Genomic DNA, 18,294 nt, shown 5'->3' with positions numbered 1-18,294 from the left:
CCCGGTGCGCGCCCGTACGCCTGTAGCGTATCGATGGTTTTATGAGGGGCGCAAGAAGGATGTGCCGGAAACGCATCCGCTTCCTTCGGAATATCGCGGCGAGTACCTGCGCGGATTGCAGACGCCAAGCGGGCGGTTCGAGTTCGATTGCCAGACGCTGAGACGCTTCGACCCCGCGGACGAAGAGCGTCCGCCGATCCTCAAATATATCGTATCACCTGAGGATCGGCGGACCGAGCGGGCCCTGAACTATCCTCTGCAACTCCTGACGCCGCATCCTCGCTTCAGCTTCCACACCCAGGGAGATGGCAAGGACGGGTTCATGAATGAGGTGGCGGAGCACCGCGTCTGGATCGATGGAAATTGCTACTGGATTCTCCGTATCAACCGCGACGATGCAATCACGCGCGGGATCGAGCGGGATGACCTGGTGCGAGTCTACAATGATCGAGGATCGGTGATCTGCGCGGCGCGACCGACCGGCCGCCTGCGCTCCGGTGTTGTTCACGGCTATGAGTCGTCCGCCCGCTATGAGACGGCGGGCCCCAACGGAACGGGCGACGAGATCGGTGGTTCATTGAACACGCTGACGCCGGGCCGATCCCAGATCAAGCAGGGACATTCGATGGGCTCCAGCAACTGCTTGGTTGAAGTCGAGCGGGTCCGGAACGGCAAGAGTGCTTGCGCGCGGCCGCGGGCCGATGTCGCGGCGGTTCATTGACGCCTCCCATGTCCGCAAAATGGACAACCATCTTTGATGCAAGCAAATGCACCGGCTGCATGAATTGCGCGCTGGCTACCATGGATGAACATGTCGGCAACGATTTCCCCGGCTACAGCAAAGGGATATCGGCAAATGGGCGGAAACTGCTCGATATAGAGGGTGTCGAGCGCGGCTCCTACCCGACCGTGGACGTGACGTACTTGTTGAGAACCTGCGTCCACTGCGAGGAGCCGCCCTGCGCAAAGGTGGCGCCCGATGCGGTCTCGAAGAGGGCAGACGGGATCGTGATTATTGATCCGGACCTGGCGAAGGGCCGCCGGGAAATTGTCGATGCCTGCCCGGTGGGCGCCGTGGTCTGGAATGATGAGTTCGATATCCCGCAACAATGGACGATGGATGCCCATCTTCTGGATGCCGGTTGGAGAAGCAGTCGGGCAAGCCAATCCTGCCCGACGGGTGCTCTGACAACGCTTAAGCTTTCCGAAGCTGAGTTGGAGCGTCTGCGGAACGAACAGGAAGTCGAGGATAGCGTCGCGAATCTGGGCCTGCGGTCGCAAGTTCTCTGTCGAAACACGGCCCGCGCCCGTTGCGTGTTCGTGGCGGGCGTCATCTATGTGCGCCAGGCAGGGCATTATCATTGCTCCCATGGAATCAAAGTCGAACTGAGGTCGAAGCATGACAATCGAAGTCTCGGCTCGTCCGTCACGAACGCGTTCGGCGTGTTCTTGATCGATGGGCTGAGCAGGTCGGTTGAAGACTGCATATTGTCGATCGACATGTTCGGACGACGGCTTGTCGAGACGCGCGTTGTGACCGACGAAGCGCGATTTATCGGCTACCTGTATGTCGATGGCGATGAAGCGACATGGAGGCGGGCCGATGATGACGGCGCCTGATCTCATGCTGCCGATGATGTTGAAAGCCGCGCGGGCGGCCATCGTGGATCCCGCGCGATCGTTCAATGTGCGAGCTCCTGCTGACGCGGAGGTTCGCTTCGAACTCTTCCATGCCATGGGCTCGCTCTGCTCGCAGAAGGTCCGGGCCGTGATGGAAGAGAAGAGTCTGGCCTACCGTTCGAACGCGATGGTTGTCGGTGGCAGAGCCATTCCAGCCGAGAATTATCACCCGGACTATGTCCGCTTGCGGTTGCGTGGTGGCAAGGATATCGGAGCCTCGATCGTCACCGGCTATACGGGAAATGTGTCGGTCGACGCGGTCGGCTTTGATCCCTGCGTCGTTCCGTTGCTGGTCGACCGTCAGCGTGGCAGGGTGATCGTCGATTCGCTGCAAATCTGTCTTTACCTGGACTCGGAGTGTGCGGTTGGCGACTCGCTGGTTCCGCCGTCGTTGGTGGACGAGACAATGAGGCAGGTCAAGATTGTCGACGAGACGCCACATCCGGTGCTGCTTTATGGCTTCAATCCAGATTGCGACAACCGCCCGCAGCAACTCAAGGAGTCGATGCGGGTGACTTATGACAAGAAGATCGCAGGTTTGACCGCACTGCGAGATGCAAACCGCGAGGATCCCGAATTGGTCGTCGCCTATGAGGCAAAGATCGCGAAGGAGGCCGGCGGCAGGGCCGTAGGATTCGACGATGAGTATCAACGACGCGCTCACAGAACCACGCGGGCCATCGTCGATGCGTTCACACGTGAACTGAGCGAGTCTCACGGTCCGTTCGCTCTTGGCGAAGCATTCACGCTTGCCGATCTTGTGTGGAGCGTCAGCCTCATTCGGATGCAGTATCTCGGTCTATCCCACATGTGGTCGGACAGTCCCCGCGTGCAGGAATATGTCGCGCGGCTCGCAACGAGGCCTTCGATACAGAAGGAAGCGGTACAGGCGACACGCACGAGCTTTCCGCCGTCTGCGTATATCGCCGATTTGATTGAGCAGCATTAGGGCTTTGCCTTGAAGCTGCTCGCACCAGCCCCAGGAAGGCCGCACCGCCTGAACCCTGAACTCACGCGTGCATTTCCGTCTCTCCACGACCACGCTCCGGTCCCATTGACACACCTAATCTAACTCGGTGTCTTCGGAGCCGGGTGCAGGCCAGGCAGTATCCTCGCCAGAACACGCTCTTTGCGCCGCTAGAATCTTGATTACAGTGTATGCTGTCTACCGTCTGCGAACGTGGGGCGGGACGAACGCTGGGACTGATTGCCCGAGGCCGGATCAATGCGCGAAATGATGTATGGCACGAGCAGTGCCGTCATAGCTTTTGTTCTGTTCCTGGCGATTGTTGTGGCGATCGAAGTCGGTCGTCAGATTGGACGTGCGGCAAGCAAGCAGACAAGTGCACCACCGAAAGAGCATGTCAGCGGAATCCAAGCGGCACTGCTCGGTATGTTGGCACTGCTGCTTGGCTTCACCCTTTCGCTATCCCTGCAGCGGTTCGATGGCCGGAGCGCAGCGGTGGTCGAGGAGGCCAATGCCATCGGCACGGCCTATCTGAGAGCCGACTTCCTGCCTTTGATCGTTCGCGACGACGCAAAGCGGCTGTTCCGAAGTTACGTGGACTTGCGGATCCAGGCTGGCGCGGCCTCGGATGCCGACTACTCCCGCCGTTCACCGCTGTTGAAAAAAGCGAACGATGGGTTGAACGCGCTCTGGGCGCTCGCGAACAAGGCGGTTACGGAGGACCCAAGCCCGGTCCGGACCGGGCTTTTCGTTCAAGCCCTGAATGATGCTATCGACTCGGCGGCGAAACGTGAGGCGGCGCTGGATCGTCATGTGCCGGAGGTCGTGCTGCTCCTGATGTTCGCCACCTTTCTCATGGGCGGGCTGGTCGTAGGCTATTCGTCAGGGCTCGGTGGATATCGCGCTTTCTTCGCTACCTACGTCATGGTCGGATTAATGGTCGTTCTCGTCTTTATTATCGTTGATCTGGATCGGCCGCGGCGTGGATTAATCCAGGTCAGCCAAGCCAGTATGACTGAGTTGCGAGACTCAATGAACGAACAGGCACCGAAGCCATTGTCGAAATAGCGACGAGCGCGCTTGCCGAAGAGGCCACCTACTGATTTGTGGCAACCCGCCGGGCCTTCTGCAGCCCGGCCATAAGCGGGTCGACGATTCCGTCAATCGCGCCATGTCGGCGCATGTACGCTGCAGGATCGCGTGCGACAGGTTCGAAGCGCGACATGCGATCGAGCGCCAATTGCGCTTCCCGTAGATTTCCGAGTTCGCCGTGGGCAACAGCGAGCAGGAATTGGCTAAAGCCGTTGTCGCCCAAGGCAGACCGTTCTGAAACTTTCAACATCTCCTTGTAGTCGCGATTCAAATAAAGCTCGATGGCGACGAGGTGGTAGTACCAGCTCGGCGGCGATATCGTGCGTTCGATGGCTCGCTTGAGCAGCGGTATTCCTTCTTCGAATTTGCCGCGAACAGCGAGCCGCCAGCCAAGCTGGGCAAGCGCCTCCGGGTCATTCGGATTGAGTTCAGCCGCTTGCCGCGTTATCCGCTCGCTCTCTTCATAGCGGCCGAGATAATGGTAGGTCGCGCCCAACGCTTTCAGCGCTAAGGGACTTTTGGGCTGCAGCGTCGCCGCGCGTGAGGTTGCCTGAAGCGCCTTCTCGTATTCCGATTGCCGCTTGGCGTCACCTGTATATCCAAGTCGCCCCGCGTCGATGTGGAGCCAGCCGAGCATGGCCCATGCATCACTATAATCCGGGTCGCGTTTCACCGCTTGTTCGAGACATTGCATAGCTGGAGAGAATTCCTCGGGCAAGAACTGTCTGCGGTAGCTGTAGGCGCGTAGCACGCACATGTAGCTTTGCATGTGCGAAACCGTAGGCGCTTGCTGGGAGCCCAAATCGGTCTTTACAACTCCGTATGGCTGTCCGATCGCTGTCGCGATTTCAGAGGCCAGATCGCCCTGAACTGCGATCATCGCTTGGGGATCCGTTCGGCGCGTATAAGATTTGGTCCAGATGATATGGCCATTCGCAGCATTGATAACCTCTGCGCTGATTTGAATTTCAGTAGGGTCGCTACGCACGCTGCCGTTGACGACATATGCCACGCCTAGGTCGCGACCCACCTTTACAGGGCTCCCGGTCAGCTTCTCTTCGGTGCCGGGCGCCAACGAGTACAGCCGGAAGCCGAAAAAGCGAAACAGGTTGCTGACGAGCTCCGACCTGAGACCCCGAGCGAGAAAGCGCGTGTCGTCCGTCGTGCCCAGCGCTTCGAATGGCATGACGACGACGGCGGGCCCGCGGGCCGCTTTGTCCGGAACGGAGTTTGCGTTTGTCCGCAACAAGTTCGAGCCTGCTAGAGCAACAACAATCGCTGCTGCCGCAATGGAGACCGCGGCAATGGACGCGCCACGAAAGCGTCGCCTGCGGGCGTCATTTGTATCGAAGATTTCGGCGTCGCCCGACCGCTGTGTGACTTGTTCTTCGCTAGGCCGATCGCCGACCGCAAAGCTCTCTGGCTCGTGCCACTGAAAACTGGGTACGTAGGACCCTTTCGGAATTGATATTCGAACCCGATCACTCGCGCCGGCATCGACGTAATAGCTGTCGAGGTCTCGCCTGAGGCGTCTCGCTTCGAGACGAACAACCGGGTCGGCATTCGAGTCGAAGCCGTCATCGCGCTGGAAGACGGTCAATGCGATCGAATAGCCCTTCAGCCTGTCGCTGCGACCGGCCAGCGTCTCTTCGACAATGTATCGCAGGAATTCCCGCCGTCTTTCGCTGGCGGGAAACTGCCGGCTCGCGAGCACAATGTTCAATGCGGCCCGAATTTCTTCGAGCGGTACATCGGCGCTTGCTTGGACTTGCCTGACGCTTCGATGTTGCACTGCAATACAGCCCCTTAATGCAGTAACACTATTTGAAGCTTCCGCCGCCTCAACGCCTAATCATTGTAACGCGCCGTCCGGCACGACTTTGTGACCATGGGTGCGGTAAATGGATAGGGGTGCGAACATGTTCGCACCTGCCGCTGCCGCGAAACGCTCGTCAAAGATGCCCGCACCGTCCTCATTCGGCGAGAACGCAGAAGTCGGGACAAACGTCATGGAGCATATCGTCTCGATAGTCGCCCGGTTTCCAGGCCGCGAATTCGAAATCCGACAACGCTGCATTCGCGATCCCGAGTTTCGATCGGTTTGCGCTGACTACGAAGAGGCAGCCGCGGCGCTTCAGCACTGGCAGAAGGCGGAAGCGGAAGCCGACCGAAGGGTCGAGGAATACAGGTCACTGCTTGAGGAGTTGGGCGCCGAAATACTCGCGCAGCTGGACCGGCCGATCCGGCGCAACTCGAACTAAGTTGAATTCGGTTCGTAAACCGCTCGTCAGACGGCACGGGGAAGACGCAAGGTGGAGGTCGCAATTGGTGACGCGCATGTTGAACGAAGCGCCGTCGCGCACTGAATTGCCGGTTGACGCGGGAATGATTTTCATCCCCGGCGGCACCTTCCGCATGGGGTCAGATCAGCATTATCCGGAAGAAGCGCCGTCGCATCGGGTCACGGTGGACTCTTTCTGCATCGATGCGACGCCGGTGACGAATCGGCAGTTCAAGGAATTTGCGAAGGCGACCGGGCACGTCACTCTTGCGGAAATCCCGCCCGACCCGAAGGACTATCCGGGTGCGCTATCGCATATGCTGTATGCGGGGTCGCTGACTTTCCTGCCGCCCGCAAAGGCGGTTGACCTGCGCGACTGGAGCCAGTGGTGGCAGTTCCTCAAAGGTGCAGATTGGCGCCATCCATACGGACCGAAAAGCAATATCAACGGGCTGGACAATCACCCTGTGGTGCACGTGGCCTATGCTGACGCGGTCGCCTATGCGTGCTGGGCAGGGAAGGATTTGCCGACCGAAGCGGAATGGGAGTTGGCAGCGCGCGGCGGTTTGCAGGAGACAGAATTTGCCTGGGGCGATGAGCTCACGCCCGCGGGGCGGCACATGGCCAATACCTGGCAGGGCAATTTCCCCTATGAAAATCTGAACGCCGACGGATTCTCGCGAACCTCGCCCGTCAAATCCTTTCCGCCGAACGGTTACGGGCTCTACGACATGATCGGCAATGTCTGGGAGTGGACGTCTGACTGGTACGCACCGAGGCATGAAACCGATGCCAGAAAGGCGTGCTGCATTCCCGAAAATCCGCGCGGCGCACGAGAGCAGGACAGCTACGATCCGTGCCAGCCTGATATCCGAATTCCGCGCAAGGTGTTGAAGGGTGGCTCGCATCTCTGCGCGCCCAATTACTGCCGACGCTACCGGCCGGCCGCACGGCATGCGGAGCCGATCGATACCTCCACCAGTCACGTCGGATTTCGATGTGTCATTCGCGACCGCTCAAATAGCGTGACACCGGTCCGTGCATGAACTTGGATATTCCCAAGATCGTTCTGTTGGTGGCCGGAACGCTGCTCATTGCGGGCGTGGCTCTGCACGGAATCGGCTGGTCCGAATTCCAACGCATCGGGGCGCATGTGGTCGAGCGTCCGGGCGGGTCGCTCGCGTTGCGGTTTATCCTGCAACCGGCAATGTCTTCTCTGTTCGCCCTGCGCGATGGCATCAGGGATGCGCGCACGGGTCGATCGCCCTATTTCTGGACGGTTCTCTCCGATCCCGACAAGCGAAACGCGCGCCTGAGGGAAGGGCTGGCTGCGACAGGCAAGATCATCCTGATCGCGGTCGTTCTGGACGGCGTGTACCAATACATCGCCTACAAGACGTTCTACCCGGCCGAGGCGCTTCTGGTCGCCATTCTTCTCGCGTTCATTCCTTATGTGTTGCTGCGCGGGCCGTTCGCGCGGTTGGCTCGCTGGTGGTCAAGCCGCTCACCCTCGCAATCGCAAGGATAGGGACTATGGACCCAATTGCGAGCAAGTCCCCGTTGAACAGCGCTTCTGATGAACTGTCCTCGCGCCGCACCGGCATGTCATTCCAACGCACGCGCATGAGCGCGGACCGCACGCTGATGTCGGTTATCCGTACGTCATTGTCGCTGATCGGGTTCGGGTTCACGATCTTCCAGTTCTTCGAGAAGCTGAAGCAGGCCGGCACGCTCGCGCATGCGGCCGCGCCACGCAATTTCGGCATTACGCTGGTGGGCTTGGGCATCGTCATGCTGGTCGGCGGCATCATCTACCATCTGCAGTTCATGCTGCACCTGCGCCACCAGCGTGAGGCGATGATCGCGGAAGGGCTTGTGCATGGCGAGAGCAAGTTCCCCGTATCGCTCACGCTGCTGACCGCGGTCATTCTGCTGCTGATCGGCGTCACCGCTATCACCAGCATGCTGTTCAATGTCGGGCCGTTCGGGTGACGGGATTGTGACTTGAGGGCCCACGCAGTCAGGCGTCGTCGCGGAAGACTTAACGAAAGCGCATAGTCGCCGTTCCGGCAGGAAGAATAGGGTTGTTTGCAACGCGCGCACGATGTCAGGCGGCCCGAAGCGCGGCAGATCGGCAACGAGTGGAGTGAAGCGACTTATGGTGCCGCTAGGCGTCTAAAAAGAAGTCGGGCAATAGCCCGCATCCTGGTCCAAGAAAACGCGAACGTTACTCGAAAGGAATGCAGCTATGGCGGAAAAGAACAAGCCCAATATCGTATTCATCATGTCGGACGATTTCGGTTATGGCGATGCCGGGTGCTATGGCGGCGGCGAAAATCGCGGCATGCCGACGCCGAATCTCGACCGCATCGCGGCTGAGGGCATGCAGTTCATGTCGTTCTACGGTCAACCGAGCTGCACGCCCGGACGCGCCGCGATGCTGACCGGCCGCATCCCGAACCGCAGCGGCATGACTACCGTCGCGTTTCAGGGGCAGGGCGGTGGTCTGCCGGCAGCAGAATGGACGCTGGCCTCCATGCTCAAGACCGCCGGCTACAACACGTTCTTCAGCGGGAAGTGGCATCTCGGCGAGTCCGACTATGCGCTTCCCAATGCGCACGGCTACGATGAGATGTGGTATGCTGGGCTCTACCATCTCAATGCTTATACATACGCCGACCCGACGTGGTTTCCGGATATGGACCCCGAGTTGCGGGAAATGTTCGAGAAGGTCACCAAGGGCGCGCTGACGGGCAAGGCGGGCGAAAAGCCGAAAGAGTCGTTCAAGGTCAACGGCCAATACGTGAATACGCCAGACAAGGGCGTCGTCGGCATTCCGTTCTTCGACGAATACGTCGAGAAAGCGTCACTCGATTATCTCGATCGGAACGCGAAGTCTGGGCAGCCATTCTTCATGACCATCAGCTACATGAAGGTCCATCAGCCGAACATGCCGCACCCGGACTTCAAGGGTAAGTCGATGTCGAAGAGCAAGTTTGCTGATTCGATTGTCGAGGCGGACACGCGGATCGGCCGCGTCATGGACAAGATTCGTTCGCTCGGCCTCGACAAGAATACCTTTGTGTTCTGGACCACCGACAACGGCGCCTGGCAGGATGTCTATCCCGATGCCGGTTATACGCCTTATCGCGGCACCAAAGGAACATGCCGCGAAGGCGGCACCCGCGTCCCGGCGCTCGCCTGGGGGCCAGGGATCAAGCCGGGTTCACGAAGCTCCGACATCGTCGGCGGCCTGGACTACATGGCGACGTTCGCTTCGCTTGCGGGTGTGAAGCTTCCGGAGAAGGACCGGGAAGGCCAGCCGATTATTTTCGACAGCCACGACATGTCGCCGCTCCTGTTCGGCAAAGGAAAATGGGAGCGCAAGAGCTGGTTCTATTTCACGGAGAACGAACTGACGCCTGGAGCCGCCCGCGTGGGCAACTACAAAGCTGTATTCAATCTGCGCGGTGACAACGGCGCTCATACCGGCGGACTCGCGGTCGACTCGAATCTCGGCTGGAAAGGTCCTAACTCCTACACGGCGACCGTGCCGCAGGTCTTCGACCTTTGGCAGGACCCGCAAGAGCGTTACGACATCTTCATGAACAACTATACGGAGCACACCTGGACGCTGGTCACAATCAACGCAGCCGTTAAAGAGCTGATGCAGACTTACCTGAAATATCCGCCGCGCAAGCTCCAGAGCGAGGTCTATACAGGGCCGATCACGATCACTCAGTACCAGCGGTTCCAGTACATTCGTGACCAGCTTGCGAACGAAGGCTTTCACCTCGGACTACCGACCGGCAACTAATTGCAAAAGGCGACATTCAAATGGCAAGGCGCGCGGCGAAAAATGAAACTAAGAAAGCCGCGCGCAGGTTGCCCACGAAGAAAGTGCGGCGAAATCTTCCGCGAAAATCCGAACCACATCACAAGCGAAAGCCAGGAGGACAAGTACAATGGCTAAGAGACCCAACGTTTTGGTCATGTGGGGAGACGACATCGGTCAGTCGAACCTCAGTTGCTATTCCAGGGGCCTGATGGGCTACAAGACGCCCAACATCGACCGCGTTGCCAACGAGGGAATGATGTTCACCGACTCGTATGCGGAGCAGAGCTGCACCGCTGGCCGCGCCTCGTTCATCACTGGCCAGTGCGGTCTGCGGACCGGTCTCACGAAGGTTGGTCTTCCCGGCGCGGAGCTTGGCCTCAAGGCTGAGGACATTACCATTGCCGAAGCCCTCAAGCCGCTCGGCTACCGCACCGGCCAGTTCGGCAAGAACCACCTTGGCGATCGTGACGAGCACCTGCCGACGATGCACGGCTTCGACGAATTCTTCGGCAACCTCTACCACCTCAATGCTGAGGAGGAGCCCGAGGAAGTGGACTATCCGAACGCGAAGGATTTCCCCGACTTCAAGAAGAAGTATGGGCCTCGTGGCGTGCTGCATTGCTGGGCGGACGGCAAGGGCGGCCAGAAGATCGAGAATACCGGCCCGCTCACCAAAAAGCGGATGGAGACCTGCGACGAGGAATTCCTGGCCGCGGCCAAGAAGTTCATCAAGGCTGCGCACGACGCCGGCGAACCGTTCTTCGTCTGGTTCAACACGACGCACATGCACGCCTGGACGCATGTGAGGCCGGAAGACCGGGGCCAGTCCGGCCGCTGGCAGTCCGAATACCATGACGTGATGATCTATCACGACAAGTGTATCGGCGAACTGCTCGACTTCCTCGACGAACTCGGCATCACGGACAACACGTTCGTCCAATACTCCACCGACAACGGACCGCACATGAACACATGGCCGGACGCCGGCATGACCCCGTTCCGGTCCGAAAAGAACACCAGCTGGGAAGGCGCCTATCGCGTGCCGTGCATGGTGCGTTGGCCGGGTCAGATCAAGGCTGGTTCGGTATCCAACGGCATCGTCGCTCACCTCGACTGGTTCCCGACCATCCTCGCGATCGCCGGCGAGGCCGATATCAAGGAAAAGCTCAAGAAGGGCTACAAGATTGGCAGCAAGACCTTCAAGGTCCATCTCGATGGCCACAACCTGCTGCCGTACCTGACGGGCAAGGAAGCCGAGAGCCCACGCAAGGGCTTCATCTACTTCACCGATGACGGCGACGTCGCGGCTTTGCGCTACGACAACTGGAAGATGATGTTCCTGGAGCAGCGCGTCGAGACCACGCTCAAGATCTGGCTGGAGCCGTTTGTCGTGCTGCGTACGCCGTACATCTTCAATTTGCGGATGGACCCGTACGAGCGGGGCATACAAACCTCGAACACCTTCTACGACTGGATGTTCCGTCACATCTATCTGCTCGTTCCCGCGCAGGCCGGCGTTGCGGAATTCCTGTCGACGTTCAAGGAATTCCCGCCCCGGCAGAAAGCGGCGAGCTTCAGCATCGATCAGGTGGTCGAAAAGATGAATCAGGCCGCTTCATCGCAGGGACATTGACGGCACAACGTCGGGCGGCGGGAGCGATCCCGCCGCCCGGAGGTTCGAGGGTGAATACGCCGGGCATGGCGCTTCGCGCCTTCAATTTTCGAATCATGGCGCTTCGCGCTTTCAATTTCGAATGCGGTCGACGGAAGGAGCAAGCCTATGGCTAAAAGCGGCAAGCAGCCGAACATCCTCGTCATCTGGGGCGACGATATCGGCATCTCGAATCTGAGTTGCTACTCGCACGGACTGATGGGCTACAGTACGCCCAATATCGACCGTATCGCGAAGGAAGGCATGATGTTCATCGACTCGTACGGTGAGCAATCCTGCACCGCCGGCCGCTCGTCCTTCATAACTGGACAGAGCGTGCTGCGGACCGGCCTATCGAAGGTCGGTATTCCCGCGGCGCCGATCGGTATGAACGACAAGATCATCACGATCGCGGCGGCGTTGAAGAACCAGGGTTATGCCACTGGCCAGTTCGGCAAGAACCATCTGGGCGATCTCAATTCGATGCTGCCGACCAATCACGGCTTCGATGAGTTCTTCGGCAATCTCTATCACCTGAACGCCGAGGAAGAGCCGGAGATGTATGACTATTATCCGGAAAAGGACTTTCCCAAGCTTATCGCGAACATCAAGCCGCGCGGTGTCCTCCATTCATGGGCGACCGACAAGGACGACCCGACGGTGATGGAGCGGTGGGGCAAGGTCGGCAAGCAGAAGATCGAAGACACCGGGCCGTTGACCCGCAAGCGCATGGAAACCTGCGACGACGACTTCGTCGCCGCGGCCAAGGACTTTATCAAGCGCTGTGAGGCGGAGGGCAAGCCGTGGTTCGTGTGGCTGAACACCACACATATGCATTTCGTGACGCACACCAAGCCGGAAAGCATGGGGCAGGCGGGACGCTGGCAGTCACCCTATCACGACACCATGATCGACCACGACAAGAATGTCGGCCAGATGCTCGATTTCATTGACGAGATGGGTCTCGCCGACAACACCTTCGTGCAATATTCCACCGACAACGGGCCGCACCGCAACTCGTGGCCGGATGGTGGCATGACGCCGTTCCGTTCGGAGAAGAACACCAACTGGGAAGGCGCCTTTCGCGTACCTCTGATGGTGCGCTGGCCGGGCAAGATCAAGCCGGGGCAGGTCTCGAAGGAAATCGTGCAGCACCACGACTGGTTCCCCACCTTCCTTGCGATGGCGGGGGAGCCGGACATCGTGGAGAAGTGCAAGAAGGGCTATCAGGCGATCGGTCGTACTTACAAGAACCACATCGACGGGTTCAACCTGCTGCCATACCTGACCGGCAAGGAGAAGGAATCTCCCCGGAAGATGTTCATGTACATCAGCGACGACGGCGACATCCTGGGTGTGCGCTACGACAACTGGAAGGTCTGCTTCATGGAGCAGCGCTGCAAGGGGACGATGGCCGTGTGGGCGGAGCCTTTTGTAAAGCTGCGATTGGCCAAGTTTTTCAATCTCAGAACCGATCCATACGAGTTCGCAGACATCACCTCGAACGAGTACTACAAGTGGCTGATCTACCATGCCTACATCTTGTACGGTGCTATGACGATCGCGCAGAAGTTCGCCGACACCTTCAAGGATTTTCCGATCATACAGAAGCCGAACACCTTCACCATCGACGACGCGATCAAGGCCATGGAGGATACAGTCGGAGGCGCCGGCCATTGACCGGCCGCGAGGGCGACGAGTGATTGCCCCCCTCGCTTTCACCACGGAGTCACTCATGGCGTCCGATCCGCTCCCTTCCTGGAATGACGGCGCGGCGAAGTCCGCGATCCTCGATTTCGTCGCGCGCGTGGCGAAGGAGGGCGGGCCGGACTATGTGCGCCCGGCAGAGCGCATCGCCACCTTCGACAATGACGGCACGCTGTGGTGCGAACAGCCGTTGCAAGTGCAGGTTTTTTTCCTGATCGACCGGGTGAAGGAGCTCGCGGCGCGCGATCCGGGCATGGGCCAGCGCCAGCCGTTCAAGGCGCTGCTGGAGCGCGACCTGAAGACGCTGCACGACTTGGGCAAGAAGGGCCTGCTGGAGCTGTTCTTCGCAACGCATGCCGGCGTGACCGATGAACACTTCGCAGAGATCGCGCGCACTTGGCTTGGCCATGCAAAGCATCCGAAATTCGGAGCGCTGTTCAAGGGTTGCGTCTATCGCCCTCAGATCGAATTGCTCGACTATCTGCACACGAACGACTTCAGGACTTTCATCGTATCGGGTGGCGGCGTTGACTTCATGCGCGCCTTTGCCGAGGCGACCTACGGAATTCCGCCCGAGCGGGTGATCGGTTCGAGTGTCAAAACCCGTTTCGATTCCGGCGACGATCCCTCCAGCCTGACGAAGCTGGGCGAGCTGAATTCGTTCGACGACCGTGAGGTCAAGGTGCAGAATATCAATTTGCATATCGGGCGGCGCCCGATCCTCGCCTTCGGAAACTCGGACGGCGACCTTGCGATGCTTCGCTACACCTTGGCGGGCAAGGGCGCGCGGCTTGCGCTGCTCGTCCATCACGACGATGCCGTGCGTGAGGTGGCCTACGACCGCGATTTCAAGCTGAGCCCGCTCGCCGAGGCACTCGACAAGGCTAGCGAATACGGGGTCACGCTGGTCAGCATGAAGAACGACTGGAAAACGGTGTTCGAGTCGCAGGTATGATGAGGGAGCGCGTGCGATGCTGAAGGAATGGCTGATCGTCATCACGCAACAGGCGGTCGTCATCATCGACTTCATGGCGCTGATCGTGATCCTGATCGGCACGTTCGAGGCCTTCATCCGCGGCGGCTGGGTGCTGATATCGTCGCAGGGGGGTCATGAGCGGCGCGATGTCTGGTTGCGCTACGCACGCTGGCTGGTGGCTGGTCTTACATTCCAGCTTGCCGCCGACATCATCGAGACGTCGATTACCCCATCATGGGAGGAAATCGCCAAGGTCGGCGCCATCGCGGTGATCCGGACGTTCCTGAACTTCTTCCTGGAGCGGGACCTCAACGAGATTCGCGAGAGGGAACAGCAGACCAGCCGTTTAGAGCCGAACAGGTCATAACGCGCGCCAAGGAGGAGCGAATGAAAAGTCGATTGTGATTCTGACAGCCAGTGGCCTGTTCTTTGGTCCACTTTCGTCGGAAGGGATAACCGCGAAATGGAAGGTCTCGACAGAGGACGCCTGGCATCTCTGTCTCAAGCAAGTCGACAAGAGAGTCGGTCGGCACCCGACTACGAACGATGCCCAGAGAACGGCAGTCTTAAAAGCTTGCATGTATCAGTTGGGCCATCCGAGGGGGACCTAGTTGGACCGCCAAGTGCATCGAGGCTTTGGGTTGCCTTGGGTTCGAATGAGAATTCTCGTGATCCTGGATTACTCGCGTAGCAACTGAAAATGGCGTTGAACTCGCCGTGAGAAGATCGGTGTCGGATGGCATCACGACGGCAACGTCCGTCGTCTTGACGCTTCCTCCGGAACGTGTCGTCGCGCTGCTGCGGCGGTGAGATGAGCTTCGTTGGCCGATGCGAGAGTGAATTGGCAACGGATGAGACGGACCATCGGCCGCCTCGTGCAGCAGCGAAGTGACTGCCGCCGCGAAATGTCGCGCGTGTGGCCCGCTGTGAAAGACCGCAAGTCTTTCAGCGAGGCTGCTCGGGCTCTGGTTCCCCGCGATCCCTCGAAAATGCGTTAGGGGACTGCGACTGATCGCATAATGCGATCACACACCATGATTTTTAATCGCTTTTCGATGCGTTGGCCTTTTGCAAAATGACCAAGCAAACAAGCGACTTGATGGTTTACCGGACCCGAGGTGATCGGGCCGAGGCGATTGCGCATCCATCAAGAGAAATGACAGGGGAGAAACCAGTGCGCCAGATGTCCTCCTTGCGAGCCGCCGTCATCCTTGGTGCGATACTGTCCTCAGCGTCTGTTGGTCCGGCGCCAGGGCAGACGGCGCCAGAGGCATGGCCTACGAAGGCCATTCGGGTCATCGTTCCTTTGTCTCCGGGGAGCGGAGCCGATGTCGCGGCCCGGATCGTCATGGAGCAGGTTTCAAGGCAGGTTGGTCAGCCAATCGTCATCGAGAATCGCGCTGGCGGCGGAAATACGATCGGTATGGGAGTTGTCGCCAGGGCCGATCCTGATGGCTATACGCTGCTCGTCAATTCCTCGACACATACCGTAACGACCGCAATCCGAAGTAGCCTGCCGTTCGATACGCTGGCCGATTTCACCGCGATCGTGCCGCTCGCCAGCCTTCCGCTGGTGCTGGTGACCACGCCGGGGAAGGGCTACAAGAGCGTCGCCGATCTCGTGGCCTATGCGAAAGCCAATCGCGGAAAGATCAATTACGCTTCGGCCGGGGCGGGCAACCAATCCCATCTGACCGCCGAGATGTTCCGAGCCGCGTCGGACTTCGAAGCTGTACACCTCCCGCTGAAGGGCTCTCCCGAAGCTGTGACCGAAGTCCTTACGGGCCGGGCGGATTTCTACCTGTGTCCTATCACCTCGGCACTGCCGATGATCCAGAGCGGGCAATTGCAGGGCCTCGCGGTCACCGGAGCCGAACGCCTGTCGGCCCTTCCTGACGTTCCGACGTTTTCGGAGCTCGGTTTCGGCAACAGGATTTATGGCTCATGGATCGGCGTTTTTGCGCCGTCGAAAACTCCTACACCGATCAAGGAGCGGCTTTATGCCGAGATATCCAAGGCATTGGTTGATCCGGTAGTCGCCAAGAAGCTTGCCGATGCCGGTACCGGCCGGATGCCCCTGACGTCCGCTCAGTTCGAGCAGCTCGTTCGTGATGAGATCGAGGCCTACTCGGCGGTCGCCAAGGCGGCAAACATCCGTGTCAACTGACCGGCCGCTAGCGGGCGGCAAGGGCGGTTTTGGCCCTTGCTGTCCGGTGGTTGTGCTCGACCGTTCCTCCAGGAGAACGACATGCCTCTGATCCCGACCGACGATGGATGCCTGATCCACGCCGAAGTCGAGGGTCTCGCCGATGCACCGGTGTTGATGCTGTCGAATTCACTCGGGACCGATCTCCACATGTGGGATCAACAGGCTCCGGAGCTCAGCCGGCATTTTCGTCTCGTGCGTTACGACCGCCGCGGTCACGGCAAGTCGTCCGCAAGCAAGACCCGCGGAAGCATGGAGCGTCTGGGCCGGGACGTACTGGCTGTCGTAGATGCCCTCAAGATCGATCGCTTTAACTGGTGCGGGCTGTCGATGGGGGGAATGGTTGGTCAGTGGCTCGCCGCAAACGCCCCTGAACGCGTCCAGAAGCTCGTCCTGTCGAACACCCATTATTATTATCCGGACAAGAGCCCTTGGGACGAGCGTATCAGAATCGCCAGCGAGCAAGGCGTCGCGACGCTCGCACCGGTCCAGATACAGCGCTGGTTTACACAGCAATTTATCAGTGCGCATCCGGAAGTCGTGGACGGCGTGGCCCGGATGTTCGCAAGTACCGGGCTCGACGGTTATGTGGCGTGTTGTGAAGCGGGGCGCGACATGGACTTCCGGAGTGTGTCGCCGCGGATCAAGGCGCAAACCCTGATCATAGTCGGCAGCGAAGACAAGGCGACACCGCCAAGCGCCGGAGAAGATATTCACCGGATGATCAAGAACTCCTCGATCGTGACGATCGACGCAGCGCATCTGTCGAACGTCGAGAAGCCGCAGGCATACATCAAAGCTCTTCTCGATTTTCTGCTGTAGAAGGCGCCGCTTGCTGCATGCCGGTTCAGCCAGCGAGCGGAGTGGTGCCGCGCGAGGTGTCCTGAAACAACTGGGAGAAGTCGCAGCATTCCGAAGCAAGGCTGGTGATGGCATCAATCAGCGCGCTCTTTGCCGTGCTCCGTCGCAAGGCGACGTACTGCACGGCCGGAAGCGCCGGCCTGACCGAAAGCGGCCGCAGCATCCCGAGTTCCGTCAAAGGCGCGAGGCAGCGCGCCGGAAGATAGGCGACTCCCAGTCCCGCTACGGTCATACCGATGATTGCCACCAGACTGTCGCTACGGATGATGCGTGCTGGCGCCACCCGCCGCGCTTTGAACCACGCTCCATAGATCAGGCCGGTTCCGGAACGGTCGCCCTGGACCAGCCAGGTCAGCTCCGACAGACTCTGCAGCGACACTGTTGGAGAGTCTGGATTCAGCCCTGGCCTGCACATCCAGCGGAATGTCACTTTGCCGAGTTTGCTGCGTTCCAGCCGGTGATCTTCAAATGCATCAGGCACGATGGCGATGTCCAGATCGCCTGCCAGCGCCTTCTCATGCAGATTTCCCGTAAGATCGACGTCCGGCTCGATGACCACTTTGGGAAATTCCTGCTGGATTCGTCTTACCAGCCGCGGAAACCACGTCATCGCCGTTATCTCGGTCAATCCAATGCGCACCCTTCGACGCACCACATCAAGCCGCGCGAACTGCTCGATGGCGAGATCGCGTTGTTCCAGCAGGTTGCGCGCGACCGCGATCATCTGCTGTCCGGCTTCGGTTGGCTGCGCAACGCGTTGGGTGCGGTCGAATAGCTGCGTCTTGAATGTCAGTTCAAGCTCATAGATGCGTTTGGAAATAGCGGACTGTGTGGTGTTCAGTTTCTTTGCAGCCGCCGCGAAACTGCCCAGCTCTACAATCCAGTACAGGGCTTCAAGTTGTTTGAATGTCATCATCGCGAAGCCCGATACTTGATCGCTTTTTTCGATGGAAACTAATCCGAAAATATCGCTTTTAATGCTGAATGAATAGCGCAGACTGCGCGCGAAACCATGCGTGTCAGGACATGTCACTT

At 59.3% G+C, this 18,294-nt stretch carries 18 protein-coding genes; 15 read left to right on the top strand and 3 right to left on the bottom strand.

What is annotated here, in order from left to right:
• From AB7F49_RS23270 to AB7F49_RS23255, 4 genes are all read left to right on the top strand, one after another.
• The coding region (locus tag AB7F49_RS23270; RefSeq protein ID WP_428526763.1) for a molybdopterin dinucleotide binding domain-containing protein at positions 1-721 on the top strand (721 nt) is incomplete at its 5' end.
• A gap of 8 nt (positions 722-729) precedes the next feature.
• Positions 730-1,620: a 4Fe-4S dicluster domain-containing protein gene (locus tag AB7F49_RS23265; RefSeq protein WP_428526761.1), complete on the top strand. Its 891-nt coding sequence runs from the start codon at positions 730-732 to the stop codon at positions 1,618-1,620.
• Entirely contained in the window at positions 1,604-2,629 is a 1,026-nt protein-coding gene (locus AB7F49_RS23260; protein WP_428526759.1) for a glutathione S-transferase family protein, read from the top strand. Before AB7F49_RS23265 ends, AB7F49_RS23260 begins: the two co-directional genes overlap by 17 nt.
• 276 nt (positions 2,630-2,905) lie before the next feature.
• Positions 2,906-3,715 carry a hypothetical protein gene (locus AB7F49_RS23255; RefSeq protein WP_428526757.1) on the top strand — a complete coding sequence of 270 codons (810 nt, stop codon included), beginning with the start codon at positions 2,906-2,908 and terminating at the stop codon, positions 3,713-3,715.
• Positions 3,716-3,743: 28 nt separating this feature from the next.
• Here the strand turns inward: AB7F49_RS23255 and AB7F49_RS23250 are convergent, their stop codons facing one another.
• Together AB7F49_RS23250 and AB7F49_RS23245 are read right to left on the bottom strand one after the other, a co-directional pair.
• A complete protein-coding gene (locus AB7F49_RS23250; RefSeq protein ID WP_428526767.1) occupies positions 3,744-5,453 on the bottom strand; it encodes a tetratricopeptide repeat protein in 1,710 nt (569 codons plus the stop codon).
• Positions 5,454-5,591: 138 nt separating this feature from the next.
• Positions 5,592-5,750: a hypothetical protein gene (locus AB7F49_RS23245; protein WP_428526755.1), complete on the bottom strand. Its 159-nt coding sequence runs from the start codon at positions 5,748-5,750 to the stop codon at positions 5,592-5,594.
• Here AB7F49_RS23245 and AB7F49_RS23240 point away from each other — a divergent pair.
• From AB7F49_RS23240 to pcaD, 11 genes are all read left to right on the top strand, one after another.
• Entirely contained in the window at positions 5,749-6,000 is a 252-nt protein-coding gene (locus AB7F49_RS23240) for a hypothetical protein (RefSeq protein ID WP_428526753.1), read from the top strand. The two genes, AB7F49_RS23245 and AB7F49_RS23240, sit on opposite strands and share 2 nt — an antisense overlap.
• 76 nt (positions 6,001-6,076) lie before the next feature.
• Positions 6,077-7,066 carry a formylglycine-generating enzyme family protein gene (locus tag AB7F49_RS23235; RefSeq protein WP_428526765.1) on the top strand — a complete coding sequence of 330 codons (990 nt, stop codon included), beginning with the start codon at positions 6,077-6,079 and terminating at the stop codon, positions 7,064-7,066.
• The gene (locus AB7F49_RS23230) at positions 7,063-7,548 is read left to right on the top strand and encodes a hypothetical protein (protein WP_428526751.1); all 486 of its coding nucleotides are present in this window, start codon (positions 7,063-7,065) and stop codon (positions 7,546-7,548) included. The genes AB7F49_RS23235 and AB7F49_RS23230 overlap by 4 nt, the downstream gene beginning before the upstream one ends.
• A gap of 32 nt (positions 7,549-7,580) precedes the next feature.
• Entirely contained in the window at positions 7,581-8,012 is a 432-nt protein-coding gene (locus AB7F49_RS23225; protein ID WP_428526749.1) for a YidH family protein, read from the top strand.
• A 256-nt stretch (positions 8,013-8,268) separates the two neighbouring features.
• A complete protein-coding gene (locus AB7F49_RS23220; protein WP_428526747.1) occupies positions 8,269-9,837 on the top strand; it encodes an arylsulfatase in 1,569 nt (522 codons plus the stop codon).
• A 148-nt stretch (positions 9,838-9,985) separates the two neighbouring features.
• A complete protein-coding gene (locus tag AB7F49_RS23215) occupies positions 9,986-11,491 on the top strand; it encodes an arylsulfatase (RefSeq protein WP_428526745.1) in 1,506 nt (501 codons plus the stop codon).
• 147 nt (positions 11,492-11,638) lie between these two features.
• Complete coding sequence (locus AB7F49_RS23210) at positions 11,639-13,189, top strand: arylsulfatase (protein WP_428526743.1); 1,551 nt, start codon at positions 11,639-11,641, stop codon at positions 13,187-13,189.
• Positions 13,190-13,244: 55 nt separating this feature from the next.
• Positions 13,245-14,171, top strand: a complete 927-nt coding sequence (locus AB7F49_RS23205; RefSeq protein WP_428526742.1) for an HAD family hydrolase — start codon at positions 13,245-13,247, stop codon at positions 14,169-14,171.
• A 16-nt stretch (positions 14,172-14,187) separates the two neighbouring features.
• Positions 14,188-14,559, top strand: a complete 372-nt coding sequence (locus AB7F49_RS23200; RefSeq protein ID WP_428526740.1) for a DUF1622 domain-containing protein — start codon at positions 14,188-14,190, stop codon at positions 14,557-14,559.
• Between the two features lie 981 nt (positions 14,560-15,540).
• The gene (locus AB7F49_RS23195; protein ID WP_428526738.1) at positions 15,541-16,359 is read left to right on the top strand and encodes a tripartite tricarboxylate transporter substrate-binding protein; all 819 of its coding nucleotides are present in this window, start codon (positions 15,541-15,543) and stop codon (positions 16,357-16,359) included.
• 81 nt (positions 16,360-16,440) lie between these two features.
• A complete protein-coding gene (pcaD, locus tag AB7F49_RS23190) occupies positions 16,441-17,220 on the top strand; it encodes a 3-oxoadipate enol-lactonase (protein ID WP_428526736.1) in 780 nt (259 codons plus the stop codon).
• Positions 17,221-17,245: 25 nt separating this feature from the next.
• Here the strand turns inward: pcaD and AB7F49_RS23185 are convergent, their stop codons facing one another.
• Positions 17,246-18,175 (bottom strand): LysR family transcriptional regulator, encoded by a 930-nt coding sequence (locus AB7F49_RS23185; RefSeq protein ID WP_428526734.1) that lies wholly within the window; start codon positions 18,173-18,175, stop codon positions 17,246-17,248.
• Positions 18,176-18,294: the final 119 nt, after the last annotated feature.

Source organism: Pseudorhodoplanes sp. (assembly GCF_050250235.1).
In the GTDB taxonomy this organism is placed as follows: Bacteria; Pseudomonadota; Alphaproteobacteria; order Rhizobiales; family Xanthobacteraceae; genus Pseudorhodoplanes.
The sequence above is the reverse complement of the archived record's forward strand: the minus strand, read 5'-3'. Positions and strand labels throughout refer to the sequence as shown.

Bases quoted from the DNA above. Each gene is read 5' to 3' on its own strand.
- AB7F49_RS23260 (WP_428526759.1), top strand. From the start codon at position 1,604: ATGATGACGGCGCCTGATCTCATGCTGCCGATGATGTTGAAAGCCGCG.
- AB7F49_RS23230 (WP_428526751.1), top strand. From the start codon at position 7,063: ATGAACTTGGATATTCCCAAGATCGTTCTGTTGGTGGCCGGAACGCTG.
- AB7F49_RS23200 (WP_428526740.1), top strand. From the start codon at position 14,188: ATGCTGAAGGAATGGCTGATCGTCATCACGCAACAGGCGGTCGTCATC.
- AB7F49_RS23210 (WP_428526743.1), top strand. From the start codon at position 11,639: ATGGCTAAAAGCGGCAAGCAGCCGAACATCCTCGTCATCTGGGGCGAC.
- AB7F49_RS23240 (WP_428526753.1), top strand. From the start codon at position 5,749: ATGGAGCATATCGTCTCGATAGTCGCCCGGTTTCCAGGCCGCGAATTC.
- AB7F49_RS23265 (WP_428526761.1), top strand. From the start codon at position 730: ATGTCCGCAAAATGGACAACCATCTTTGATGCAAGCAAATGCACCGGC.
- AB7F49_RS23220 (WP_428526747.1), top strand. From the start codon at position 8,269: ATGGCGGAAAAGAACAAGCCCAATATCGTATTCATCATGTCGGACGAT.
- AB7F49_RS23185 (WP_428526734.1), bottom strand. From the start codon at position 18,175: ATGATGACATTCAAACAACTTGAAGCCCTGTACTGGATTGTAGAGCTG.
- AB7F49_RS23255 (WP_428526757.1), top strand. From the start codon at position 2,906: ATGCGCGAAATGATGTATGGCACGAGCAGTGCCGTCATAGCTTTTGTT.
- AB7F49_RS23235 (WP_428526765.1), top strand. From the start codon at position 6,077: ATGTTGAACGAAGCGCCGTCGCGCACTGAATTGCCGGTTGACGCGGGA.
- AB7F49_RS23215 (WP_428526745.1), top strand. From the start codon at position 9,986: ATGGCTAAGAGACCCAACGTTTTGGTCATGTGGGGAGACGACATCGGT.
- pcaD (WP_428526736.1), top strand. From the start codon at position 16,441: ATGCCTCTGATCCCGACCGACGATGGATGCCTGATCCACGCCGAAGTC.
- AB7F49_RS23205 (WP_428526742.1), top strand. From the start codon at position 13,245: ATGGCGTCCGATCCGCTCCCTTCCTGGAATGACGGCGCGGCGAAGTCC.
- AB7F49_RS23245 (WP_428526755.1), bottom strand. From the start codon at position 5,750: ATGACGTTTGTCCCGACTTCTGCGTTCTCGCCGAATGAGGACGGTGCG.
- AB7F49_RS23195 (WP_428526738.1), top strand. From the start codon at position 15,541: ATGGAGCAGGTTTCAAGGCAGGTTGGTCAGCCAATCGTCATCGAGAAT.